Below are 24306 nucleotides of genomic sequence, written 5' to 3'. Positions count from 1 at the left end.
TCGCGATTCAGGCTGAACCGTTCTTCATTCCGCGTATTGGGTCTCGCCGCGCGGCGCGCTCCATTTCAATGCAAGAATATTGCATCTATCCAGCATTTAATCGCGTTTGCTTTCTAGTTTTCGAGCTGCCAAGCTCAAGTGCCTGACCGATATCAGCTGTACTCCAATGGGAGCGAGTAATGTCCGCGGTAAACGTCCGCGTCTGCTCCGCCCGCGGCAGAACATCTATCCAAAGACGCACATTGCGGACTGGAAACGTCCTCGATTGCGAATCCGCTGGCGTGCCGTCGTGAAAGCAGGAAGCAGATTATGTCTAACCCAGCGCCAGCCTTGGATCATCAAAAGCCCCGGTTTCTCGTTAGGTGGTTTTTCTCGACCAACCACAAGGATATCGGGACGCTCTACTTGTTATTTTCGATCCTGACCGGCGTTCTCGGTACCGCACTTTCGGTGTTGATCCGCATGGAGCTTCAGAAACCGGGCCTGCAGATATTTGACGATACGGGTATCTATAACGTTGTCGTCAGCGCCCACGGGCTGGTCATGATCTTTTTCGTCCTGATGCCGGCGCTTATCGGTGGTTTCGGCAATTGGATGGTGCCAATCATGATCGGCGCGCCAGACATGGCTTTTCCACGCTTGAACAATGTCTCGTTTTGGCTGCTAGTGGCGTCGCTTATCCTTTTCATTACCTCAATTTTCGTTCCAGGAGCGCCCGGCACGTTCGGCCATGGCGGCGGCTGGACGCTTTATCCACCCTATTCGACGGACGGCCAGCCCGGGCCCGCGGTCGATCTCGTCATCCTGTCGATCCACCTTTCAGGAGCTTCCTCGGTTCTCGGCGCGATTAACTTCATCACGACCATCCTCAATATGCGTGCGCCTGGCATGACGCTGCACAAGATGCCTTTGTTCGCCTGGTCGATGCTGGTGACGGCCTTCATGCTTCTCCTATCCCTGCCGGTGCTGGCAGGTGCGATCACAATGCTTCTGACCGACCGTAATTTCGGGACGACCTTCTTCGCGCCGTCCGGCGGCGGAGATCCGATCCTCTACCAGCATCTGTTCTGGTTCTTCGGTCATCCCGAAGTTTACATCATGATCCTGCCTGGTTTCGGGATCATCAGCCATGTCATCTCGACGTTCGCCAGGAAGCCGATCTTCGGGTATCTCGGCATGGCCTATGCAATGGTGGCGATTGGCGCGATCGGCTTTGTCGTCTGGGCCCATCATATGTATACGTCTGGCTTATCTGTGGACACCCAGCGCTATTTCGCCTTCGCCTCGATGGTCATCGCTGTTCCGACTGGCGTTAAGGTGTTTTCATGGCTTGCAACCATGTGGGGCGGATCGATCGATTTCAAGACACCCATGCTCTGGGCTCTCGGCTTCGTTCTGCTCTTCACAATCGGAGGCGTCACCGGGATCATGGTTGCCAGCCCCGGCATTGATCGCATGTTTCACGACACTTACTTTGTGGTCGCTCACTTTCACTATGTGCTGTCGCTGGGTGCCGTCTTTGCCATTTTCGCCGGCTTTTATTACTGGTTTCCGAAGATGACGGGTTACATGTATAGCGAAATGCTCAGCAAGCTGCATTTTTGGCTGACATTGATAGGCGTCAACCTCGCCTTCTTCCCTCAGCATTTTCTCGGTTTGGCTGGCATGCCGCGACGCTATGCCGACTATCCCGACGCGTTCGAGGGTTGGAATTTCGTGTCTTCGATCGGGTCGTATATTTCGACGGTCGGGCTCATTATCTTCTTTATCACGGTCGCGGAGGCTTTCAGTCGAAAACGCCAGGCGGGGGCGAATCCATGGGGCGAAGGGGCAACGACGCTCGAGTGGCATTTGCCTTCGCCGCCGCCTTTCCATCAATGGGACCAGCTGCCGCGCATTCTCTAACGGTCTCTATCCAATGTGGGCCGCTCTTTTTCACACGTTATTCGGCCGATCGCGATGAAACGCGCGGCAATCGCCCTCTGAAAATTCAGTAACATCCCGCGTGCTCGCCGATCAGCTAAGCGGCGGCCATGTCGCGATTCAACGCACCGATCAGCGCAAACCGACTCTTCCTCAAGCAGATGCTTGACCGCTCGGCGACCTCATTCACCAACGCACCGAGTCGGAGACCTTCCGAAGCGATCTGCGCCTTAACCGTAACCGGTGTTGCGCCCCCACATTGTCCTCGTCGCCCTAATCTGTGATCGGATTTCCATGGATACCCGTGCGAATGCCGAGGCCAAACGGCTCGCGCGAGAAATCTACCACGCGGCTCATAGCTTCCTGTCTCAACCCGAGATCGCGGTGGGCCGGTCTGGAATGCCCTAAGGCGCGGGGCCAGCCAATTAGTCGCGAAGGTTTGGATCGCGGAAATCGAGAGCACCTTCTCGGATGTCTGCTGAATGGTCACACGATAAGCATGGACGGCCCTCGCTATGTTCTTTAGCCGCTGGGGTCCAATATCCACGTATTGCAGGGGCAGCCTGCGGTCGACGTGCTCGTAAACACTGTCCTTTATCGATTGGAATTTTCGATAACAGTCAAGTCGACCACTCCGCCCTTCGGAAGACGGAGAAACTGTTCTGTGTTAGTCTCGCCAAACTTCGTGGATGCGATCTGTGGGAACTACTCGGAGGGCTAATGGCTAGCGTTCCTGTCAAGCGACGGCTGGCAGCAATCATGGCCACGGATGTGGTTGGTTATTCCCGCCTCATGGAGAGTGACGAAGAAGCGACCCTTGCTTTGATCAAGGCGTTGCAGGCTGACGTAATCGCGCCGAACATTGAGCGTAATGGCGGCAGGATATTCAAGCTGATAGGCGACGGAACTTTATCTGTATTCGATTCTGCCACCGGGGCAGTCGAATGCGCGATGGCGATCCAAGGCGAACTGGTGCGCCGCGAGTCAGAAATCGCTCGTATGGTTCTCAGAATTGGGATCAACCTTGCCGATGTGCTGGTTGACGGCACGGATATGTTCGGTGACGGAGTAAACGTCGCCTCTCGGGTTGAAGCGGGTGCCGTGCCCGGGGGCATTTGCATCACCGATGGTGTCTACCACCAGATCGCCGCGCGGATCGGCGGCGAGTTCGTAGAGGGTGGGGAAAAACGTCTGAAGAATATCGAGCGCCCCGTTCGCGTCTGGAACTGGCAACCGCGTCACGCGGGAACCGTGAAAGGAGAGCCGTCGCGCATTGCTGAAGCGGCAGCATCGTTGGATCAGGAAAAAGTCCTGGTCAGAGTTGGGGTCGCGTCTTCGGCTCTTCCCCATCAGCAGGACGTCATGGGGCTGATCACCTCCGGCCTCGAACAGTTCCTTTCGGATCGGCACTGGATCGACGTCGCGTCCGCCTCGACGGCTGAAATGGGCAGCCGTTCCCACGACTACACGGTCAGCACCGGCGTTCATGGGGCGGGTCCGTTCCGGTTAAACGTCAGGTTCCTGCGCACCTCGGCGACATCCATCCTCTGGTCGAGGGCTTTCGATCTTCCTGCGGATTGCGATATCGACGCCATCGAATCGGTAGCGGCGGAGATCGTGTCGCTCGTCGTTGACAAAGTGCTTTCCACTGCATCAAAGACCATTGCGAAGAAACCGGAGGCTTCCTGGTCCGCATACGAGAATTTTCTTTACGGCAGGATGCTCGACGCGAAACATCTGCTGCCCGACGCAGAACGCTTCTTCCAGAAAGCGACGGAACTCGATCCAGCGCTCATCGACGCACATGCGACGTATGCCATAGCACTGGCTTTTCGCTTCTCCATGGAAGGAGTGATCGAGCGACTGCATCGCGCCGAAGAAATCTCGCGCATTGCCTTGCGGCTCGACAACAACCATGCCTTCTCACACTACGCGGCGGCATTGGTTCAAGTGTCGATGCGAAACTATGATGGCGCGGAATCCCACTACGTCAAAGCACGCGACCTAGCGCCGAGCGACGTGGAGATTCGCGCCGATCATGCCGAGTTGCTTCACTACATTGGTGGTTTGGAAAAGGCCGCAGCCGAAATCGAAGAATGCTTTAGGAGGACGAAGTATCCGCCTGTGTGGTTCTGGACCGTCAGGGGGATTATCCGATTGCAGCAAGGCCGTCCGGATGCCGCCGTCGAGGATTTCGAGAATATTCCGAGCAAGTCGTGGCGGACCCTAATTTTGCTCGCCGCAGCTCATGCTCAGCGCGGTGACGAAGTACGGCGGAGGTACAATGAGGTCGAGGCGCGTAGCCTCCAGCCACGGTTGAGCCCAGAGTTGGTGCAAAGAACATTTCCCTATCGGGACGATGGTGCACTGGCGAAGCTCCTTGCCGCCTTCGAGGGCTAATTTTCCTGGCATTTTGCCGGCTAGACCCTTAACCTCGCCTGGTCAGTGCCGGTGCACCTCACGGGCAAGCTTCTGGTCGTGAGAACCTCCAATGTAGTCTCCGTGGAGAAACTCCCGTTTCATTCTTGGAACGCGATCACAGATTAGGGGGCGGGACGACGTGAGGCATGAACATCGGTCTACGCGAACACAACAACTCGCTCCGCGCAGTGCCGATTGAGTGGCCTCTTAATTGGCAATCCAGAGAATTAAAGAATTATGTAGCAAATCCCATAAGAGCCAGATTGCTATTCGCCCTCACGAGCTTCCCTTACGAGCCGAGTGGCCTCTTCCATTATCTCGATCTCTGTCTCTGTAGATACCGCATTGGGTCCACCGAAGCGGTGCTCTGAGGCTATTTCCAATGTAGCTTTCTCAAAACGAGTACGTGCGGCGGCGGCTTGGCGCTCCCTTTCCGGAGAATCTGACGTGGTCTTGTCCGGCACCGTTTTTCCACCCCTAACGATGACGGCCCAGTCGCCATCCTAAGCCGTCTTGTGGCATTTGCTAAGTCGGGAGAATTATGCAGCAGGACGGCGCTCCACTCAATAAGGATTCCAATTCCCGTAACGCTCTCTTATTGGAGTTCGACACACGCTGAGCAAGATCAAGGCGGCCCCGGCCGCGATGCTCGCGAGGGTCCCAACAAGGCTCGCTTCAAAGACGAACGGCGTGATGAATAGTGTGCACCCTAGAAGCACATTCAGGTACCGAGCGGGCCGCGCGACTTCCGCGGCAGCGATCGAAATTACGGTCAGAACAAGCGCGCCGATCACATGGTCCGCATCCGCCATGTTCCCTTCAGCACCGAGCGTCAGGCGCGTGAAAAGCAAGAACAGGCCGATCAACGCAGAAAGAGCCAGCGCCCACGGGAGACTGACACCGCCTCCAATCATACTCTTCAACACGGCACCCGGCGAGCGGTCGAACTCGTCCTGGAAGGGTTGATCCGCCTCGCTCTCCGGCACCTCGTCGGTGTCGCCAAAAAGGAGCACGCGCAGCCAGTTCCGGCCTGCTTTGATCCGGCGACGCATGAATTGCAACGTCGCCAGCAGTTCGTCGAGCGAATAGGGAATCTGCACAAGGACTGCCGCCGCCCCGATCAGGGCGATGGTGCTCCACGTGCCGATGATGACCGGCTGAATGATAATGAACACGATCGAAGTGATACCGAGCGGTGCGATCATCAGGCCGAACAGCACGACCAGCCACGGCATCGTACGCCAGCGCATGCGCGAGCCGACGATGCCAGTGAGAATCTCGAGCAGATAGGCGTAACCGCCGACGGCTGCGTCGGAGACCGGCCAGGCTTTCGAAACTGAGGAAGTGATAATCTCCTCGGTGCCGTTTTGCGGATCAGAGGGCGAGCCAGCAAAAAATGGGTCCCATATCTCCGAAATATAGCCAAGCTGGTAACCGGCGAGATATCGGGAAACATATAGGCCAATCAGGGCCAGCACGATGATGGGCAAGCGCTGGGTCCAGGCGGACGGGTTGTAGCTCCACCCGAGGGGGACGCTCGGACCGGTCAGCGCGGCCACCGCCGAAGGACCGGGCTCGGGTTTGGTGCAGACCGCAAAGCCGAAGATCAGGGCCCCAACGAGCGTGTCGGAGAGATACGCTGTGGCGTTCGCCGTCGAAAACACGAACGGTACAGCCATGACCACAGCGCCGATGCCGGCGCAGAGCCAGCGCGCCCACAACGCGCGCCAAGACAACGCCAGCACGGCGCAAACGATGAGCGCGACGCCGAGTGCCATTTCGCTTCTGCGCAGAAGCGGCTCGGAAACGTCTATCAGCGCCGGCTGCGTGAGAAGCCAGGTGCCGAGGCCGATATTGACGAAATGCGCCCAGCGGCTTGCGCCGTGCTCAGTTTTGAGCCGTGTTTTGCGCTGAACCCTCAAAAGTTCAGCGTTTTTTCCGGCACCCGCGGCCTCGCCGAACCACGCCGGAGGTGCAACGCGATTGGCGTCATACCAGTCGGCGGGGTCGGCCTTGAGAGTGGCGATGAGCCGAGGCAGTTCGTCGGTCAACCGATGTCGCGGCTCCCAGCCAAGCAGGTCGCGCGCGCGCCGAATATCGAGCGCGTAGTGGTCATCGGCCATGCCAACCATGAACGGCCTGATGAATGGTTCCTCACCCTGATCGATGACATCCGGTATCAGTGGCTCCAGCCTACCTTGCATCCACGCGCCCGCCGCGGCTAAGAACTTTGGCAAGCGCAGTGTTGGCCAATCGTCTTTGCCGTGAAGGTGATAGCCAAGTTTGTCCTGGAGAGCATCGTAGCCAATCGCATCTGGCTCCCCGATCAGGATCGCAGTTTCCAGCGGCAACTCTGCGCGGCGCTCGACGGCGCGTCGGAAGGCGTCGACCATATCTTCGCGATGCAGCATTGATTGGCCAACAAGGGTGCTGCCGGAATAGAAGTAGCTCTGGAATTCCCGCTCGTAAATTCGTGCAATTTGGTTGGCCACCGTCGGCACCATTGTGCGCTCATCGTAAACACCTGCCAGCCGCAGAATGACGTATGGGATTTTTCCGTGCTCGGCGCGGACCACTTCTTCGGCCGCGGCTTTTGATTTCGGGTATGCCCAGCGCGGATCAATCGGCTGGCGCTCGTCAATGCGCTCTCCTGGGCTGCACGGAGCGTGCACGAGCATGGTGCTTGCATAGACGAACTGCCCAACATCGAATCGTTGCAACGAGCTCAGAAGGCGACGAGTACCCTCCACGTTGACGGATTGGTAACGCGGGTCGTCTTCGCCGGAAAAGTCAAAGAAGGCAATGAGATGGATGACGCTGGCGATACGCTCGCCGAACATATCGCGGAACCTATAAAGGGCGAGCTCGACGGAAGCGTCAGATCTAATGTCGAATTCAAATACCGGGATGTCTGCATCATGTGCCATCCGATCGAGTGCAACGATGCGGTAATCCGGACCAAGTGCTCGAGCGATCGAACGTCCGAGGTTCCCGGTTCCACCGGTAATCAGAATAACGGGCCGTGTATCCGTGACTGTTACAAAGGTGGAACCCGCTGACATGATGTTAAACCTTGATTTCGCTCCAGGCAAAGTTAAGCCGGCCTGACAACCGCGTCAGTACGATATGGAACTGTCTGCCAGTCCGTGGTCTGCCACACAGTCACAAGCAGTCTCATCGTGCAGTGCGACTTTGTCGGACAGGAAGCGCCTGCAGTTTGACGAGCACGACGAGGGCGAATCCGGTAGGCAGCGCTTCGACACAAGACGTCATTCGCTCAAGGCCTTAGGCCGAGCGTATGGCATCTGATCCCTCAACAAAAACGATTTTAACGCGAATTTGAATACACCAATATTGTTGCTAAGACTCCCTCGCTACCAAGGATTTCTGTCGCGTCGCCGACCTGCTAACGAACTAAGACTGGCGTGGCGAACGGTCGCGCGGCGCAAGTCGCAGCTGGTCGAATCCAACTCAAGTTCCTACATTCGTAATTGGCCAGCCTGCACGATCAGAGAGCAGAGCGGCAATAAGACCGGAGCGACGGTGGAGACTGCTGCAACTAAATTCGACCTGCCGAGCCGCGAAACACGCACAGGGTTGGAAGAGGTGCAACTTGACACGTTGCTTGCGAGAATCCGTGCGTGTCGGGCGTGTGCTACGGAATTCGGCCACGAACCACGCCCGGTGGTTCAGGTAACCACTGAGACGCGCCTCTTGATCTGCGGCCAGGCACCGGGACGACGCGTGCATGAGAGCGGTCTTCCATTCGATGATCCCTCGGGCGATCGCTTGCGCCAGTGGCTTGGGTTGGATCGCGATGCGTTCTATACAGACCCGCGAATTTGCGTGGCCCCTATGGCCTTTTGCTTCCCCGGGACCAATCCGAAAGGCGGCGACTACCCGCCACCGCCGCGCTGCGCCGCGCTCTGGCGACGGTCGCTCCTCGCGTGTCTTCCAAAAGTGGAACTGACGCTTCTGGTCGGCGGTTACGCTCAACGGTGGGCGTTGCAACACGCTTCGGGGCGTTCGATGACCGCGACCGTCCGCGCATGGCGCGTTCATGGTCCCGCAGTGATCCCGCTGCCTCATCCCTCGTGGCGCAGTACAGTCTGGCTGCGCCGCAACCCTTGGTTCGAGGAGGAGCTGGCTCCTCATCTACGCAACCGGATTGCTGCCATATTGGGCGGCGCTGCTCCCCTAACCAGCCGGCGTCATGATGACTCTATCGATCAACTCGGTGGGTAGTCCTGGTGTTCCAACTCACCCGATTCCCGACCTCTAACCGCTTCGTCATCGCTCTGCGCGGAATGTAGTCACCCGGATTGTCGGGCAGAGGAAAACTTGCCGCACCGAAATTCTCTGAACTCAGATCTTTTCGGCATTATGGAGCAGTTGCCACAAGATTCCGATGAGGGCTGATGCTATCTCCTGAGGGTGCCTTGGGAGTGCTGCGTATGGTGGAAGTCGTAGACGAATTGAAAGCGAAGTTGGTCGAGATCGGCGGCAAGATGGAAGCGCTGCGGCGCGAGAGCGTCGTCCTCGAAGCTCAGAAATCCGCATTCGAGACGGTGATCAGGGTTTACGACCCCAGTTTCGAACTGGCTGCGCCGCCTTCGAAGGCACGCCGCGCCTCGTCCCGAGAAACGGCGAGCGGTCGCGTCACCAAACTTTTGAAGGGCAAGAACAACCGTCACATCGTGCTCGACATCCTGCGCCGCGCGGAGCGCCCGACGACGACGGCAGAGATCGCCGAGCGGTTCGCGAACGAGGCCGACCTCGGAAGCGAAGCGGCACGCTTGGAATCTGCCCTCACCAGCAGGTTCTCGGCAACGCTGAACGGACTGGTGAAGCAGGGACTGGTGCGACAGGCTGGCACCGCAGACGGTCGCCGTCACCTCTGGGAAATCAGCCGTTAGTCCGGCGGCTCACCCTGCAGCCACACCTGGTCCACGATGTTCTGGGCGGCGCACTGCCAGTACCCGCAGAGGTTTCGCGACGTCGGTCTGGAGGTGATCGTGCGGAGTAGATCGGCGAACTGCCAGCGCAGGCCCATGTAGCGCGTGTCCTCCTTCCACGACAGCATCGCCATGTACCAGTCGAGGTACTTCGTCGAAAAGCGATGGTTGATGCCCTTGTAGGCCTTCTCGACGCGGCTGAAGAAGCTCTCGATCACGTTCGAGTTCGTGCCGTCTTCCTCCTGGTACTGAAGGCTATGGTTCACGCGGGTCAACTGGACGAGGCCGATGAGATCGTCATACGCCTTATGCTCGTCGGCGATCAGGAGCGCCTTCGGGTCGACATGCTTGGCGACGGCCGCCCAGGCGTCCTTGCCGTTCTCATCCATGATCACCCGCGTGAGAGTGCGGTTCGGAGCGTGTCGGTTCGCCTCCCTCAGCGCCAGGACGCACATGCGCTTGCCGTTCTGATTCTCTTTCTTCCGCCCGTCCTTTCGCTCTTCCTTCTTGTTGGCCTTGCGGAGGACGCCGCCGACGTACTTCCCGTCAATCTGCACGATGCCTTGAAGCTTAACCGTTTCTCGGCGGAGGCCGACGGCCTCACGGAGCTTCTGCAACAGGACGTAGGCGGTCTTGTACTGGACGTTGAGCTTGCGGCTCAGGTGAAGCGCCGCCATGCCCTTGGCGGCCGTGATCTCCTCCCAGATCGCCATAATGATCTTCTTGAACGAGAGCTTCCGGTTGGCGAACACGGTCCCGGACGTCACCGAGAACTCGGCGCGGCACTCCGGCTCCGAGCATCGAAAGCGGCGACGTCGGACGCTGTACGGCTCAAAACAGCCGCAGCGCGGGCATAAGGCTGGCCGCCGTTGTCCGCCCAGCGGAAGTCAACGAACAGGCCATGGGCGTCATCCTCAGAGAGCGACCAGACCTTCTCCGGATCGAGATCGCGACCATGCGGCCGCAGGAGCGGATGCTGTCCAAAGCCTTCTTTCGGGTCAGGCCAGGCGCACTGGTCGTATTTCGAACCTCCGGTCTCCTGCGAAGAAGGGGTCGTAAGAGTTCGGCCTCAGGATGGGAATTCGCTTCTGGAGCATGTTCCGATTTCCGGTCGATACGCAGGACATAAGCGGACAGCTCCGTCGAAGGACGGAAGCGGAAGGTCAGCGCTCTATTCGTATCGATCTCAACATAAGGACCCGATACCAGGGATATCATCCGGAGTCGATTCGAATTGCGTTGACGCGTGACAGTCCAAGCGAAGGCCAGGAGTTAAAAATATCCATGAAGCTTGCCAGGGCACCTTGCTTCATTCGAAGAATGTGCTATTTAAGTAGCACAATTGGAGTTCATCAGATGAGTAACACAGCAAAGATTCGCCGTCAGGGCGGCGCGACCGTATTTAGCATTCCTCCCGCGCTTTTGAAGATGCTCGGCGTCGAAGTCGGCACAGAGCTGACCTTGGTTGTCAATAATGGGTCTCTTGTGGCGACCCCGAAGCAGGGAAAGAAAAGATACACGCTGGCTGAGCTGCTCGAAGGAGCAGATGAAATGGCTGCGCTCAATAAAGAAGCGGCCTCGTGGAATGTTAGCACGCCCGTTGGTAACGAAGTGTTCTGATGGTCCGAAGCAACATTCCAAAGCGTGGCGACGTCTTTCTCGTCGACCTTAATCCCGTTGTAGGCAATGAAATGAGGGATGATCATCGCTGTGTCGTGATCACCCCTCGTGAAATCAATCTGGTCGGCATGTGCCTTACAGTTCCCATTACGACGGGCGGTGCGTTCACCCGCAAAGCCGGTCTTGCCGTCAATATCTCAGGCCACAAAACGACCGGTGTGGCTCTCTGCAATCAGGTGAGAGCACTCGACATCCTGGAGCGGGTGAAGCAAAAGACTGCCAAACATGTCGACACGCTGGATGCCTCCACCATCGACGAAATTGTCGCCAGAGTGGTCAGCATGATCGACCCTGCTTAGTCGGCCAACACACCTCGCCGAGAACCCTCACCTTAAATTTCCTATCCCACCTCAAGGTGCCGTGAGCCTTTAATCAGGTTTGTGGCAACTGCTCCATAATGCCGGATCTTTTTCAGTCATGACCCACCGCGGTCGAGCACCCCCGGCACAAGTGTTCAATGCGACATGACCCGATTCAACCGGTCATTTTCGAGCAGCGAGCGGGTGGCCCCACCGCAAATCCACTCCCTCAATCTGCTGTGGCCGTAGCCGCCGGATATGATCAGGTCCGCATCCATTGCATCGGCCACATCGACGATCGTTCCACCGTCAGATTTTTCCGGAAATATCTCCACCTTCGCCTGTACGCCGTGGCGGGAAAGGAAGGCGACAACATCGTTCAGGCTGTTCCAAATCGCATCCGTGGCTTTTTCGTTGATCGTAATGATGCGAACCTCCTGAGCTAGTCGCAGAAATGGCATGGCGTCGACAACAGCACGCCTGGCTTCACGCGTATTCTTCCACCCAACAATGACTTTGTTGAGCCGGATACTTTTCTGATCGGCCGCGGCGACGAATACAGGTCGTCCTGACTGAATGATGAGATTGCCTAGATCAGGGGAGCGATGAACGTTGCCAGAAAAGACACTCTCGGGCGACGCGGTGACGATGAGATCGGCCGCACACGCCACGTTGATCAGCAAACGGGTTGGATTGCCTACCGCACCACGCCATTCCGTCTCAACCGCTGTGCCAGCAAGACCTCCGAATTCCGCGCGAATGTCCTCAATCCGTCGTTCGATATTCTGAAGCTGGCGCGTCATGCTTTCATCTACGAAGGTCGTCCCTCCTTCCATCACGATGGGCGGCGGAACATCGGCAGCCGAAAATCCAATCAAGACCGCATCGAACCGCCGGGCCAGCTCGACACCAAGCTTAATGACAGGGGCAACCATACCGTCGATGTTGAGATTGAGTACGATTGACTTGTAGGTCATTTGACTTCCGTCCATGAACGAGCAAGCGGCGCGGGGAGAGTGCGGATCCAAAGCGGGATATGCGCTAGTTTTCCCCTTTACTCGGCATCGCGCAAACGATTTTAATCACCGGTTTAGTGCAATTTTTGTGTAGCAAAGGGTGCCGCAACGGACGGAAAATATCGTTTTGCGACCGCCGAATATTAGAGACAGGCACCTCCGATTCATCGGCCGTCCGGGCGCTCTCCTAAGTTGTGAACTGTTGGCGACCGAAAGATGAACTGCCGTCGGACTGTTCTCGGCACCCGGAATTGTCCGCGGCCGAGGAACAGGTCACACTTCTTTGGAACAGCAGCGTGAGACCAAAGCAGGCATGATCGGCCGCCTCGCAGCCCCGCAGCACAATATTGGACGTTGCAGCGATTGCCTCATCTTCGGCGCGGGGATTGCGTCAGCTGCGATGGTGCTGAATTTGTCAACGATGCCATGTTGAGCGATCACAGGATCGCCTGCCCTGTCTTATCCCAGTCGGCGAGGAAGGATGCTAAACCCTTCTCTGTCAGCGGGTGTTTGGCAAGGTTTCTAAGCACCGCCGGCGGCACGGTCGCAATGTCTGCGCCAGCCATCGCGGCCTCCTTCACATGCAGAGCCGTACGAATTGAAGACGCCAGAATTTCCGTTTTCAAGGATTTATCGTTGTCATAAATTGTGCGGATTTCTCGGACGACCTCCATGCCATTCAACCCTAGATCATCGAGCCTTCCGACGAATGGGGAAATGAAGGTCGCGCCCGCTTTGGCGGCGAGCAGCGCTTGGTTGGCTGAAAAGCAGAGGGTAACGTTGACCGTCAGCCCGCGCGTGCTGAGTGCCCGGCAAGCCATGAATCCATCCCACGTAGATGGCACCTTGACGGCCACGTTGGTAGCAATGCTCGCCAAGAGCTCTCCCTCGGCGATCATGCCTTCGACGTCTTTCGCCGTAACTTCCGCTGAAACCGGGCCGTCGATTAATTGGCAGATTTCCTTGATCACATCCTTGAACGGTCGGCCGGTCTTTGCGATCAGCGAAGGATTTGTGGTTACTCCGTCGACAAAGCCCGCCGCGGCGAGCTCGCTGATTTCAGCAGTATCGGCTGTATCGATGAAAAACTTCATTGTCCTTCTCCTCAAGGTCAATACCTCCATCAATTGATAAATGGAGTTCTTTATCCTGGTTCAGGGGCTGATATTACTCTCGCAGTCGTGATTACTCATCCTATATGCTTTAAAACAACGGACAGCGAGGATCGAAGTCGATGACTAAACAAATCTCCGACAGAGTGAAATTGAAACGGGCATACGAGACCCCGACCGCCGACGACGGCATCCGCGTGTTGGTTGATCGGCTGTGGCCGCGCGGGATCAAGAAGTCCGAAGCGGCGATCGATCACTGGTTGAAGGAGCTCGCGCCAAGCACCGATCTTCGGAAATGGTTCGGACATGATCCAGCCCGCTGGGTCGAATTCCGCCGGCGGTATATGGCGGAAATTGAAGAGCATGGTGACGAACTCGACCGATTGCGCGCGCTGATGGCGGAGGGCACGGTCACGCTCGTCTACTCGGCTCATGACGAGACGCATAACGACGCCGTCGTCCTCGAGGAGATGCTGCTGAAACAACGATAGAGAGATCATGTTCCGATTGTGTCCGTGTCGTCCGCAGCATCAAGGACGCCGTGGATTTTGCTAAGGATTGCCAAGCTGACTGATCCTCACATGCAGTGAAAACAAGCTGATGATTTTTGCTCTCCGGCCAATGTATGCAAGCGTCAGCCCAGCCAATTGAATGCAAGCCTATCATCTGCCCAGCAACAGACAAATGAATTTAAGCAGCGGTTTAGTGCAGTTTTCATGATCTAAAACCGTTTCGCGCGCGAATGTCGCTGGATAGGAGCCGCCGGAATCCGGTATTGACAATGTTCATTTACCTGGGGATTGTGGGCTCGAACTAGATCTGGAAATGTGAACCGTCGGGGTGCAACCTTACGGTCCTTCGATGCCGGGCAACCCAGTTCTTAGGTGTCGGTCAGAGTCTTTAAGACCGGTATAACGTGGACTGTACCTGGCGACGATGCCGAGAATGTTTGGCGAAGCGATGCCCCTCTTCCAGATGATCCTTGATCGCTGCACGCTTTGTTGACTTGGCGCTGACGCCCCAGGGATTCTTCGATGGAGCGCTATCGTGCCCCGGTTCCGCCGTAGCACACGGACGGCGGGTATAGGCGTCAGTGTAGGATCGGAGCCGCTTGGTCAGCTGATGAAGAAGGGAGAGCCCGCCCCGCATCGGCTGGAGGAGAGAGACATCCGTCACCCGCTTATGCTGGCGAGGCACCTCCGGACCGCCGCAGGTATTCTCGAATGGAGGCAAGCATGAATAAATCAACTGACGATGAGCCGGTAACAAAGCAAATAAACTCGGAGGTCGATCAGGGCAACAGTCTGTTGCCCATGTTGATAGGGGGGCTTGTCATGATCGTCATCGGCGCGATCGTCGTAATGATGTTCGTTTAGCCATTCGCCATCGAACTGAAACGGCGGGAATGACAAACTATCGCGACCAAACATTCTACGGATGGTGTATTCCTGCATTCGTTACATAAGGCGCGCGCCTGGCCAGCGCTCCATTTTTAATGCAATATTTTTGTGGTTAACCAGCAATAAGTTCCGTTTGCATATCTTTGAAAAACAGCACAGATTGGTTGCTATCGACGGTTGACGATGATGCGCTGCGGCGCTGCGCGTCTATCCCACCAGCAATGCGACATGCCGTCACAAGCACCGCGTGAGGTGTTATGCGCATCCGATACTTCGGCGGAGAAATGACCGGAGAATGATGTCCTGCAGCCAAAGACATCATCACAACAGATAGTGATCTCAGTCCCGCCGAAGAGATCTTGATGGCTTAGGAACAGGCAGGAGCGTCTCGATGCCCACCGATTTCAATCGTTCACGGAAAAGCGAAGCGCAGCATTCAGGAGCGGCATGCCCTGCGCCGCAACACAGCAACTGCGATCTCGCGCTCGATCACAAAACGGTCGATCAGTGGGAGATTTCCATCCGCTCGGAAAGAGCCGATGCCTGGGTTCGCACGGAACTAAGTCAACCGTTCGGTCACTGTCTGGGCGGAAGGATCACCGTTGATGTCTTGAGCGCGGATCGATTTATCAAAAGCGCACGGGCTCAGGGTTTTCGTATCGAGTTTGTGGGGCCCGGCGGCAAAGATCTCCTGTAGGAGTGCAGCAATTGTCCCAGCGGTTCGACGACACTGGAATGGTATCCCTCCTCTCCACCACCACGCCACCAGGTTTCTTCGCTGCCGATCATTAAGTGAGAGGAGGCATGCAGAAATTCCGTTGGAGGCAATCCCGTGACCGAGTCCATCAACCTCAATAATACTATCTACCTCGTTTCCTTGTTCCTGTTCTACTGGATGCTCGTGAACTTGGCTTCCAATCCTGGCCAGCCGTGGCAGGTACTGTCGACTGCCTGAAACCACGCAACGTTGAGGTGGTCTTGCCTCTAGGCAATCAGTGACAGGCTCTGCGTAAGGTCGTCAATCAGGTCCTCTTCAGCCTCCAGCCCAACTGACATTCTCAACAATCCATCCGTGATGCCTGCCAGTCTCCGTGTTTCGACGCTCATCCCCGCATGTGTCATTGTTGACGGATGCGCAACGAGGCTTTCGACGCCTCCCAACGACTCAGCAAGCGTGAAAATACCGAGCGAAGCGACAAACGGTCGAACGGCTTCAATCCCACCTTTCAATTCAAAGCTTAGCATCGCACCCCAGCCTCTTTGCTGGCGCGCCGCGATGCCGTGTGTTGGATGAGAGGGCAGACCCGGATAGTGGACCGCGGAGACCGCCGGATGCTGGAGGAGAAAATCTGCTATGACCAACGCCGTGGACTGCTGCCGCTCAACCCGTGCAAACAGAGTTCGGATGCCACGCAAAGTTAGGTATGAATCAAATGGCGATCCCGTCGCGCCTGTTATGTTTGCCCAGGATCGTAGGGCCTCGACTTCAGACGGATCGGACGCGACGATTGCGCCGCCGACCACGTCTGAATGCCCATTGAGATATTTCGTTGTCGAATGGACGACGTAGTCCGCTCCAAGGCCCAGGGGTTGCTGAAGCGCGGGAGAGAGAAATGTGTTGTCAACCGCCACTTTGACGTTCCATCCTCCCGCGAGTTCGACGATCCCGCGGATGTCGACCACGCGCATGAGCGGGTTGCTAGGCGTTTCCACCCAAACTAGCGAGGGCTCTCTCTGAATTGCGCTTGTGAGGGCAGCGCTATCGCTTTGGTCAATGAAGACGACATCCAACTGATGGCGTTCCTTCAAGGCTGCAAGAAGACGGTAAGTTCCGCCATAACAATCATATGGTGCGATCACAAGCCCACCGGCCGGCACGCGACTAAGGAGAAGATGGATCGCCGACATACCCGTGGGTGTGACCACAGCGCCTGAACCGCCCTCCAGCTTAGCAAGGGTATCAGCTAGAACATCGCGCGTCGGATTGGAGGTTCGAGAATATTCATAATCCTGCGACTGCTCAAATTTTGAAAACGCGAAATTGCTGGACAGGTAAAGGGGGGGCGTGACCGCGCCAAACGCTTTGTCTGCCGCAATGCCATTGGCAACCGCAATTGTACGATATGACTTCGCTCTTGCCATCTCGCGTTCCCATACGTTTGAATTTTGTCGCCGCCGGCAGTTCGAAAGACCACCTGTATTTGAATGCCGAAGGCTTCGTTGCGAGACACGTCCGAGGGCGATCTTCCACGCTCTTCGGATGCCCGTTCTTCCAATGACAACAACTTCGACAGCAAGAACTACAAGATTCTTTTCGAAACAGACCTACTTTTGGTGACGACGCGTAAGCTGTAGGAGCTTGGTCAAGGAATAATGCGTCGGAAGGCATGAGGTCTGGCAAAATGCCGCTATCCGGGAGCCGACGCGTTATTAGAGTTCTCAGTGGACGACAAGGTACCGTTTACCCGAGTTCTCCGGGACTTCCCCAGCACCCCAACAGGGCGAGGTCTTGACTGACACTACCACTCAGCCGCTCTCGTCACTTTCGCCCTCTTCTGTTTTGTCAAAGATCAGCCAGGCGGTGCCCTTTGTTGCTATCCTAGTCCTGCGAGCGTCTTGAACTCGCTCTGCCTGTCGCTTGGTGTAAGGACCCATCGCCTGGGGTCTTTTGTCCCCCGCGGCAAACTTGGCAGTACCACTCGTTGTTATCATCCGAATAGATATCCACCGTGGTTGAGGCCTGGTGCGGCTCGTGCTCGGCAATCTCGTCGACGAACTTTATTGACCTTGAGTAGTGCTTAGCAGGAGCAGATGGAGAGAGCACGGCAGAATCGAAATCGTGCGAGGACAACGTTGACATGGCTCATCTCCTTTTGCTTCGCTGTGTTATGGTCGCCGGTTAGTTCTCATTGCTGGGCCAGATCCGGCCGGTCGTGCTGATGAGTTCAAAAGCCAACGCGACATCGCGTCCAAGTCTGCGGCACGAATGCGAATGCTTTTTAGTCGTGCGCCTCTTGATATTCCCACGCAGTTTGATGCCGTTATGGCTGGTAAGCAAACGAATTTGCTTGTCCATTGTCTCCAATTCTATTGGTGCGACGGCAAGAACCGAGCAACACCCTGGATATCTCCGGCTGGGACGGAGCCGTATGTCCTGTTGTCTCTCCTGATGCGAGCTGGTCTGTCAGCGCCCGCGCCTTGGCAGGGTCGCGGCGGTGATCAAAGATCGACGGAGAGATTTCGATGAAAATCGGAGAGAATATCAAGCGTGAAGGACTTTTTTCGCGGCGATAGGTCGGGGCTGGCCTTGTCTGCCGAAGACAGGCGAAGACTGGCCGCTGGCTGGCACCCACCGCGGACGCCGTGGACTCGAAGACTTGCTTCAGACGGCTTCGGAGGCGATCGAAAATTCGTTCACGGAGCCTCCTGAGTTCATGGCGGACAGGGTTATGGTCATCGGCGTCGCCACCGGAAAAGTCAAAGCCACGAACAAGCCGTGGAAGGACAACTGGGTATTTGCCATTACTGTCCGGAACGGCAACTGACGAAAATCCGGAAGTACGTCGATACACAGGCACTGGCGCAGGCGTCGAAGGATTAGCACGCATAGCACTATTGGGACCTGCGTCATTCATCAATCAACCCAAATATGAAATGGTCAGGTCGGAAGGACATCTGCGCCATGCCATAACGACTTCACCTGATCGACAAACCATCTCCCTGCGGGCCCAGGGGGGTGCGATGGCCTATGAAACGCAGACATCGTCAACATGAAACCGGAAAGTGGCATATCGTCCACGTCCAGAACCGTAAGCGTGCCGTCGGCAACGTCCTTTTCAATCATATGCAGCGGCATGCCGCCCCACCCCACGCACTCCTTGAGAAACGCGTGCTTGGTGGAAAGGTCTGCGAGCCGCCACGTCGAGGGCGAGGCCACCGCAAAGTCTCGACCGGAAGTGAGGTCCGATCGATCAGTGAGAACAAGCTGTACATGTTTTGCCAGTTCATGTCGGGGAATACGTTGTCCATAGGCAGCTAGCGGATGACAAGCCGAAGCAACCGCAACCAAGGGTAGCTCGCCTAGTCGCTCACTGGTGAGCGACGGAAACGGTTGAGGCAGTGGCGGCAAGATTCCAAGACTGCACCGGCCGTCCAGGACAGGCTGATATGCCGCTCCCAAAGCTTCGACAAACAGACGCAATGGTGTCAGGGGGAAGCGTTTCGCAAACTCCTTCGCCACAGCGCTTATGACATCCGTAGGGAAGAACACGTCGATCACGACTGATAACTCTGCCTCGACCCCGGAGGTCATCAGTTTCGCCCTGGCCTTCAACATGTCCACTCCAGCGACGACGTTGCGGGCGTCGGCAAGCAGAAGCACCCCCTCCTGCGTCAGCGTCGGAAACCTACCAGAGCGATCAAAGAGCATGACGCCAATCTGATATTCAAGGCCACTGACCCAGCCGCTGACAGCCGACTGTACGCGATTGAGCTTTCTGGCCGCCGCCGAAAAGCTCCCCTCGTCCACCGCCGCGATGAACGTTCGCAATTGGTCAAGCGAAATCCCGTCAAGCATCCCGGAACAATCCATCTCTATTGGAGATATATTGCATCTCAATATATCCTCTTATCAGATATGATGCCAGCCCATATGTTCTCAGCCATAGCGAAATTTGCTTTGGGCAAAATCTCTGGCAGCACAGACGGAACATCGGTTCACAGGAAGTGATCATGAACTATTCAATCATCGGCAGCGGTAGCGTCGGCATGGCGCTCGCAAGCCAGTTCGTTCGCAATGGTATCAGGGTGGGTGTTGCAAACTCACGAGGGAGGGATGCAGTCGCCGCAGTCCTGGGCGGTCACGGGGAGGTGCTGCGCGCTCTCACGATTGAAGAAGCGGTCAAGGCCGACTTCATCATTCTCGCCGTACCCTTCTGGGCACACCGTGACGTCGCCAAGGCAGCGATCGATTGGAAGGGCAAGACCATCATAGATGTCACCAATGCCTATGGCGTACCGCTATCCGATCTCGGTAACAAGCCGTCCTCCAGCCTTATCGCGAAGGCAATGCCGGGCGCTCGACTTGTGAAGGCATTCAATCACCTGCCAGCTGGTGTGCTAGCGCAAGACCCCAAAACTGCTGAGGGACGGCGTGTGGTCTTCCTGTCGAGCGACGACGAGGGAGCAACCTCTGAGGTCGCCAATCTCGTCCGGCGGCTTGGCTTTGCTCCGGTCAGCCTCGGCAAAATAGCGGAAGGCGGCCGGCTCGTGCAGGCGCAGGATAAAACTTGGGCACCGCTTATATTCCAGGATTTCTTCAAGAAGGAGGGCTGATCGATGTACGATCATGTCATTTGGCCAGAACGCTTTGATCCGAAGACATCGGCAATCTACGCGCTCAACGACATCGATGTGAAAGCGCCGCCGGAAGTGGTGTGGAAATTGCTGATCGACGCCGAGAACTGGTCACGCTATTTCCCTGCCGAGGACCAGGTAAAGATTATGTCGGGAGAGCCCGAACTGGCGCTCGGAACCCGATACGGCCGCGTAACTGTCGGCTACCCAATGAGCCTTGTCGTAACCGAGTACGTCCGAAACGAGCGACTGGCCTGGGCGACGACGGTCGACGACGACAAAACGGGTTCCACCGCGTACCACGGCTGGGTTATCACGCCCACGGAAAGCGGATGTCATGTCCTGACAGAGGAAACGCAACAGGGCGAGTGGTTCCTCGACATGCTCGGACGCAAGCACCCTGGCGGTCTCTACAGCTACCACCAGGACTGGGTCGAACGACTGGCTCAAGCTGCAGAAGCAGAGGTCGCCCAAAAGGTGTGACGCGCGGTAGACGAACAGACCGCCGCGCCCGGTGCCCTTGATCTCACAATCGCAATATCGCTAGGAGATACCCATCATGAAAATCGAACTAAACGGCCGCAAGGCCGTCGTCACAGGCTCAACTGCCGGCATTGGCTTCGCAATTGCCGAAGGGCTGGCACGTGCAGGTGCAGCAGTTGTCGTCAACGGGCGCGGAGAACAGCGCGTTACCGACGCGTTGAAGGAACTTCGCAGGCGTTTTCCCAACGCCGAATTTAGTGGCGTTGCTGCCGACCTATCGACTTCGGAGGGTTCCACCCTACTGGCAGATCAGATCGATGAGGCCGATATCCTCATCAACAATCTTGGCACCGCGCACATCAACGGTTTCTTCGACCAGAACGACGAGGAGTGGCTCGACCTGTTCCAGCTCAACGTCATGAGCGGCGTGCGCGCGGCCCGTCAGTTTGTCCCCGGAATGGTCAAGCGTGGCTGGGGTCGCGTGGTGTTCATCAGCAGCGAGTCGGCGGTCAACATCCCCAAGGAGATGATCGACTACGGGATGACGAAAACGGCTCAGCTTTCCGTATCCCGGGGCCTTGCTGAGTTGGTTGGCGGAACAGGCGTCACCGTGAACTCGGTTCTACCGGGACCGACCCGCTCCGAAATCCTGGGTAACTGGATGGCCGCGACGGCCAGGGAACAAGGCATCACGCAGGACGAAGCCGAACAGAACTTCCTCAACACGATGCGTCCCACCTCGTTGATCAACCGGTTCACGACAACGGACGAGATCGCGAACATGGTCGTTTACGTCTGCTCTGAACAGGCATCCGGCACAAGCGGCGCTGCGTTGCGTGTCGATGGCGGTGTCCTTCGCTCGATCGTCTGACCCCGGCTGATAATTGACAGGCGGCAGGTGAATATGAACTGCCAGCTCCACCATTCAATCCAAAACGCAGGAAATAAGATGTTCGAAGCAATCCACTGGCCCGCGGATATGGCTCCCAGCCGGTCACCAATCCACTTTACGAACGAACTCGAAGTTGCCGCATCACCGGAAACAATCTGGTCTCTTTTGACTGATCCACTGGCGTGGTCTAGTTTTTATCCGGGTGTCTCGCATGTAGACGTTCTCGACGGCCAAACACATCTACGGCTCGGAAGCCGTTTTGAAACCAATTTGGCTGGTCAGGACGTCTCGGCGTCTGTCGTCGAGTTCGAGTCTACCAGCCGCATCGCCTGGGCGGGCGGTCCGAAGTCGTCGCCATCCTCCCGCGCATATCACGCATGGATCATCACTCCGACGTCGAAGGGTTGCCTCCTTTGGACAGAAGAGACGATGCAGGGCCCGCTTTGGCTCGAACTCGCGAAGGAAGCGCCCGACATCTTTTGGCGGACACATGAGAAGCTCCTTCACGACCTTGCAAATGTTGCGCTCGAACGCGAGTCTTTGCAATACGACTAACCCGACCTCGCATGGGAGGAACCGTCTGGGGCTCCCGACGACCCTGCGCACAAATTGCCTGGCGACTGGGTGCCCACGAACGCCCCGGAAAGCCCAGGGAAGTTGTCGGTCATGTCCGTTGCTGAGGATAGCGCGGATTTCTGATTTCTCGCGCGGTGATCTTCGACCCGATGGGGATATGGCGCAGGTGTCCGGCCGCGACTGGATTGGCGATGGGAACTTCGGTGTCTCGCGGCCGTTTAGTTGCAGATGCGGCGTATCGGGCGGACATCCCGCGCCTCGGGCGGCAGAAGAGATCGTCATGGCCAGGGACGCCGACATAACCATATTAAGAAAGCGCGGAATGCTGGCGACCGTCCGCGGCGTCGTCGCGCATAGCGTGGGCGGGGCCGAAGTCGAGACCGCGCCCTGCGATATGCTACTGGGTAATGCAATCCTGCATGTCGCGAGACTGGACGTCTCGGTTTGCACGACCGCCGTCGCGAGTGTCGTTGCGGAGGGCATTACTTTGAATTGCGAGGACTGCCGTCGGCTCGCCTTGAAATATGGCGACAAGCTTGAAGTTCGTGAGTAGGAAGCAAGATCCCTGAGCACTGGCCGATCAGCTTGCTGGGCCCAAGGAACCTCAATCGGACATCAACACGACAACCGACCTCGGAGCCACGAGAGAATTCAGTTCGATGATGGTGTTCGGGAGTTTCATGGTTGAGACGTCGGGCATTGAACCGCCTCGGTTGATGGTCTTTCGTCCACCATTCTTCACCTTTGAGTTCTCGTAATCGGGCAGCGTTGTGAAGCAGATGGGGATTGCGTTCATGTCGGCCTCCGATGACGGACGCCGCATGACGTAGAAAAATATCTCCTGCCATTCAGTGCGAGGTGATCGCACGACCGCTGGACGCGAGATGCTCAGTAATGGCGCGCCGGATTTCGGTAACCGTGTCGAAGAGCCTGTTGTCCAAGTCGATGACATTGAAGCGCACAGCGATGAATTTGAGGCGGTTTTCGACAGGGACCGCGATCCCGACTTCCTGACCGTTGAATACGACAGCTTGCTTTTGCATAACAAACCTCGGGCGCGCCACACGGGAGCACCATCTTAGAAAAGTGGAACAAAGGGTTTACGACGCGTCAGATTGCCGTCGTAGTTCGGTATCGGATCGAGACGAGATCACGCACTCGCTGCACCATTGCGAAGAAACGAAGTCGGGCAAACAACGTCATCATCCTCCTCAAGCGAGGTCAAACGACCGCTGAGTATCGCCGGCGAGGGCCGGTTATTTCGGAACTATTCTGTAAAAAGCGTAGTCGAGAAACTTCTAGTAAGCAACTGATTTTTGTTATTATTTAGCGTTTTGAATCGTATGACAATTACCGCAAGTGCGAAGTAACAAATGATGTACGTTCGTCTCGCGAACGCGTCCGCAATCCAGCGAAATTCCGATCGTCTCTAACTATACGAAATCGTAGAACGCCCACTCCTTTTCAGCCGCATGCCTTCACACCCGGTCACTCGAGGTAATCAATCGTCAATTACGAATTGGGAATACACGCGTATATTACCCCTCGGGGATTGCGATCCCTGCCCTGAGGTCGACGATAATGGACTGGGACGCAACCTCTGCATTCACACCCGTCGCGCTGGCTCTGCGCGGTCAGCCAGCTCACAGGATCGTCCGCACCCTCGGCGACGCTGCATATATGCTGCTCAAGGACTGGCCTTTCGATGACGGCGAAGAATATGTCACTGCGGTGAAGGCTTGCGTCGACGCGATCAGCGGTCAGATCGCTCCGGAGCAATTTCGGGATGCGTTTCTGCGCGCGGCCGATGAAGCGGGCATCGCAGCGATAACTATCGTCACCAAGACGACAACCGGCTCGCAACTGCATATCCGTGCATAATTTTTTGCATTACCCACACACTTTGCGAGCGATATTTGCGAATGCAGCGCTACCAGATACAAGCACTCGAGAACGGGGCATGGTCGGTGATAGATCACCAGACCGGCAAGCCAATAGTTGACCAGCAATGGTCAAGCGAGAGAACGAGGCTGGAGGCTCAGGCTTTGGCTGATTTTCGCAATGGAATATCTGCCCCTTCTCCACAGCGGATTTCCTCCCGGCTTCAGAAGATACGTCGAGCTTGGGCACTCCTCTCTGCGAAGCGGTAGACGAGATAAGCCGCTCGCGCTTCCCACCGAACTATGAATTTGAG

General features: G+C 56.7%; 24 protein-coding genes. 16 read left to right on the top strand and 8 right to left on the bottom strand.

Translation table 11 applies throughout. From position 1 onward, the window contains the following. Window positions 1-309: 309 nt before the first annotated feature. Window positions 310-1905 carry a cytochrome c oxidase subunit I gene (gene ctaD / locus FFM53_RS21390; RefSeq protein ID WP_138387138.1) on the top strand — a complete coding sequence of 532 codons (1596 nt, stop codon included), beginning with the start codon at window positions 310-312 and terminating at the stop codon, window positions 1903-1905. Between the two features lie 777 nt (window positions 1906-2682). Then, complete coding sequence (locus FFM53_RS21385) at window positions 2683-4323, top strand: adenylate/guanylate cyclase domain-containing protein (protein ID WP_246413028.1); 1641 nt, start codon at window positions 2683-2685, stop codon at window positions 4321-4323. Window positions 4324-4907: 584 nt separating this feature from the next. Here the strand turns inward: FFM53_RS21385 and FFM53_RS21380 are convergent. Then, entirely contained in the window at window positions 4908-7406 is a 2499-nt protein-coding gene (locus FFM53_RS21380) for an NAD-dependent epimerase/dehydratase family protein (protein ID WP_138387136.1), read from the bottom strand. 481 nt (window positions 7407-7887) lie between these two features. Here FFM53_RS21380 and FFM53_RS21375 point away from each other — a divergent pair, with 481 nt between their 5' ends. Continuing rightward, window positions 7888-8589 (top strand): uracil-DNA glycosylase family protein, encoded by a 702-nt coding sequence (locus FFM53_RS21375; protein WP_313905151.1) that lies wholly within the window; start codon window positions 7888-7890, stop codon window positions 8587-8589. 209 nt (window positions 8590-8798) lie between these two features. Then, window positions 8799-9260 (top strand): hypothetical protein, encoded by a 462-nt coding sequence (locus tag FFM53_RS21370; RefSeq protein ID WP_138387135.1) that lies wholly within the window; start codon window positions 8799-8801, stop codon window positions 9258-9260. Here FFM53_RS21370 and FFM53_RS21365 read toward each other — a convergent pair. Continuing rightward, entirely contained in the window at window positions 9257-10012 is a 756-nt protein-coding gene (locus FFM53_RS21365; RefSeq protein WP_138387134.1) for an IS1595 family transposase, read from the bottom strand. The two genes, FFM53_RS21370 and FFM53_RS21365, sit on opposite strands and share 4 nt — an antisense overlap. A 643-nt stretch (window positions 10013-10655) precedes the next feature. Between FFM53_RS21365 and mazE the strand changes: the two genes are divergently transcribed. Continuing rightward, window positions 10656-10919 (top strand): type II toxin-antitoxin system antitoxin MazE, encoded by a 264-nt coding sequence (gene mazE / locus FFM53_RS21360; RefSeq protein ID WP_037063579.1) that lies wholly within the window; start codon window positions 10656-10658, stop codon window positions 10917-10919. Further along, entirely contained in the window at window positions 10919-11278 is a 360-nt protein-coding gene (gene mazF, locus FFM53_RS21355; protein WP_138387133.1) for a type II toxin-antitoxin system toxin MazF, read from the top strand. The genes mazE and mazF overlap by 1 nt, the downstream gene beginning before the upstream one ends. Before the next feature lie 155 nt (window positions 11279-11433). Here the strand turns inward: mazF and FFM53_RS21350 are convergent, their stop codons facing one another. Together FFM53_RS21350 and fsa are read right to left on the bottom strand one after the other, a co-directional pair. Further along, on the bottom strand, window positions 11434-12255 hold the full coding sequence (locus tag FFM53_RS21350) for a universal stress protein (protein ID WP_138387132.1): 822 nt from the start codon (window positions 12253-12255) through the stop codon (window positions 11434-11436). Window positions 12256-12731: 476 nt separating this feature from the next. Then, window positions 12732-13388, bottom strand: a complete 657-nt coding sequence (fsa, locus tag FFM53_RS21345; RefSeq protein ID WP_138387131.1) for a fructose-6-phosphate aldolase — start codon at window positions 13386-13388, stop codon at window positions 12732-12734. A gap of 140 nt (window positions 13389-13528) precedes the next feature. Between fsa and FFM53_RS21340 the strand changes: the two genes are divergently transcribed. The 3 genes from FFM53_RS21340 to FFM53_RS21330 all read left to right on the top strand — a co-directional run bounded on the left by FFM53_RS21340 (window position 13529) and on the right by FFM53_RS21330 (window position 15503). Then, the gene (locus FFM53_RS21340) at window positions 13529-13897 is read left to right on the top strand and encodes a DUF488 domain-containing protein (protein ID WP_138387130.1); all 369 of its coding nucleotides are present in this window, start codon (window positions 13529-13531) and stop codon (window positions 13895-13897) included. Window positions 13898-14641: 744 nt separating this feature from the next. Beyond that, a complete protein-coding gene (locus FFM53_RS21335; RefSeq protein WP_173883617.1) occupies window positions 14642-14782 on the top strand; it encodes a hypothetical protein in 141 nt (46 codons plus the stop codon). A 415-nt stretch (window positions 14783-15197) separates the two neighbouring features. Further along, window positions 15198-15503: a hypothetical protein gene (locus FFM53_RS21330; RefSeq protein WP_130658211.1), complete on the top strand. Its 306-nt coding sequence runs from the start codon at window positions 15198-15200 to the stop codon at window positions 15501-15503. A 287-nt stretch (window positions 15504-15790) separates the two neighbouring features. Here the strand turns inward: FFM53_RS21330 and metB are convergent, their stop codons facing one another. Beyond that, complete coding sequence (gene metB / locus FFM53_RS21325) at window positions 15791-16948, bottom strand: cystathionine gamma-synthase (protein WP_138387129.1); 1158 nt, start codon at window positions 16946-16948, stop codon at window positions 15791-15793. A 1235-nt stretch (window positions 16949-18183) separates the two neighbouring features. Here metB and FFM53_RS37025 point away from each other — a divergent pair. Then, window positions 18184-18351 carry a nuclear transport factor 2-like protein gene (locus FFM53_RS37025; protein WP_210273014.1) on the top strand — a complete coding sequence of 56 codons (168 nt, stop codon included), beginning with the start codon at window positions 18184-18186 and terminating at the stop codon, window positions 18349-18351. A 113-nt stretch (window positions 18352-18464) separates the two neighbouring features. On the opposite strand, the gene FFM53_RS21315 is transcribed toward FFM53_RS37025, so the two are convergent. Then, complete coding sequence (locus FFM53_RS21315; RefSeq protein ID WP_130685730.1) at window positions 18465-19382, bottom strand: LysR family transcriptional regulator; 918 nt, start codon at window positions 19380-19382, stop codon at window positions 18465-18467. A 155-nt stretch (window positions 19383-19537) separates the two neighbouring features. Between FFM53_RS21315 and FFM53_RS21310 the strand changes: the two genes are divergently transcribed. From FFM53_RS21310 to FFM53_RS21290, 5 genes are all read left to right on the top strand, one after another. Next, window positions 19538-20140 carry an NADPH-dependent F420 reductase gene (locus tag FFM53_RS21310; RefSeq protein ID WP_130685731.1) on the top strand — a complete coding sequence of 201 codons (603 nt, stop codon included), beginning with the start codon at window positions 19538-19540 and terminating at the stop codon, window positions 20138-20140. Between the two features lie 3 nt (window positions 20141-20143). Next, window positions 20144-20644: an SRPBCC domain-containing protein gene (locus tag FFM53_RS21305; RefSeq protein ID WP_138387128.1), complete on the top strand. Its 501-nt coding sequence runs from the start codon at window positions 20144-20146 to the stop codon at window positions 20642-20644. 76 nt (window positions 20645-20720) lie between these two features. Further along, window positions 20721-21515 carry an SDR family NAD(P)-dependent oxidoreductase gene (locus FFM53_RS21300; protein WP_130685733.1) on the top strand — a complete coding sequence of 265 codons (795 nt, stop codon included), beginning with the start codon at window positions 20721-20723 and terminating at the stop codon, window positions 21513-21515. Window positions 21516-21593: 78 nt separating this feature from the next. Then, on the top strand, window positions 21594-22091 hold the full coding sequence (locus tag FFM53_RS21295; RefSeq protein WP_138387127.1) for an SRPBCC domain-containing protein: 498 nt from the start codon (window positions 21594-21596) through the stop codon (window positions 22089-22091). 301 nt (window positions 22092-22392) lie between these two features. Further along, complete coding sequence (locus tag FFM53_RS21290) at window positions 22393-22665, top strand: hypothetical protein (protein WP_138387491.1); 273 nt, start codon at window positions 22393-22395, stop codon at window positions 22663-22665. A 51-nt stretch (window positions 22666-22716) separates the two neighbouring features. Here FFM53_RS21290 and FFM53_RS21285 read toward each other — a convergent pair whose 3' ends face one another. Both FFM53_RS21285 and FFM53_RS21280 read right to left on the bottom strand, forming a co-directional pair. Next, on the bottom strand, window positions 22717-22908 hold the full coding sequence (locus FFM53_RS21285; protein ID WP_138387126.1) for a hypothetical protein: 192 nt from the start codon (window positions 22906-22908) through the stop codon (window positions 22717-22719). Between the two features lie 52 nt (window positions 22909-22960). After that, on the bottom strand, window positions 22961-23155 hold the full coding sequence (locus FFM53_RS21280) for a hypothetical protein (protein ID WP_003577126.1): 195 nt from the start codon (window positions 23153-23155) through the stop codon (window positions 22961-22963). 538 nt (window positions 23156-23693) lie between these two features. Here FFM53_RS21280 and FFM53_RS21275 point away from each other — a divergent pair. Further along, on the top strand, window positions 23694-23993 hold the full coding sequence (locus FFM53_RS21275; protein ID WP_138387125.1) for a DUF982 domain-containing protein: 300 nt from the start codon (window positions 23694-23696) through the stop codon (window positions 23991-23993). The last annotated feature ends 313 nt before the right edge of the window (window positions 23994-24306 follow it).

Origin of the sequence: Rhizobium indicum, assembly GCF_005862305.2 — a bacterium.
In the GTDB taxonomy this organism is placed as follows: Bacteria; Pseudomonadota; Alphaproteobacteria; order Rhizobiales; family Rhizobiaceae; genus Rhizobium; species Rhizobium indicum.
Note: the sequence above shows the minus strand (reverse complement) of the source record. Positions and strands in the feature narration are given on the sequence as shown.